The sequence below is a fragment of the Priestia aryabhattai genome, assembly GCF_023715685.1.
Taxonomy (GTDB): Bacteria; Bacillota; Bacilli; order Bacillales; family Bacillaceae_H; genus Priestia; species Priestia aryabhattai_B.
Map to the genome: position 1 here is coordinate 1 of NZ_JAMBOQ010000105.1, position 351 is coordinate 351.

Consider the following 351-nt stretch of genomic DNA (forward strand, 5'->3'; position numbering starts at 1 on the left):
TCTGATTAAAAGTCAGATGCTCTACCAACTGAGCTAATGGCTCTCTATGGCTGGGCTAGCTGGATTCGAACCAACGCATGACGGAATCAAAATCCGTTGCCTTACCGCTTGGCGATAGCCCAATAAAAATGGTGGAGGGGGGCAGATTCGAACTGCCGAACCCGAAGGAGCGGATTTACAGTCCGCCGCGTTTAGCCACTTCGCTACCCCTCCGATATAAGTGGTGCCGGCAAGAGGACTTGAACCCCCAACCTACTGATTACAAGTCAGTTGCTCTACCAGTTGAGCTACACCGGCACGGTGGTGGAGGATGACGGGATCGAACCGCCGACCCCCTGCTTGTAAGGCAGG

General features: G+C 54.1%; 3 tRNA genes. All 3 read right to left on the reverse strand.

Annotated elements, in window-relative coordinates:
* Positions 1-47: 47 nt before the first annotated feature.
* The 3 genes from M3225_RS29195 to M3225_RS29205 all read right to left on the reverse strand — a co-directional run bounded on the left by M3225_RS29195 (position 48) and on the right by M3225_RS29205 (position 297).
* Positions 48-122 (reverse strand) — tRNA-Gln (locus M3225_RS29195).
* Between the two features lie 7 nt (positions 123-129).
* Positions 130-213, reverse strand: a tRNA-Tyr gene (locus tag M3225_RS29200).
* Between the two features lie 8 nt (positions 214-221).
* Positions 222-297 (reverse strand) — tRNA-Thr (locus tag M3225_RS29205).
* Positions 298-351 lie beyond the last annotated feature (54 nt).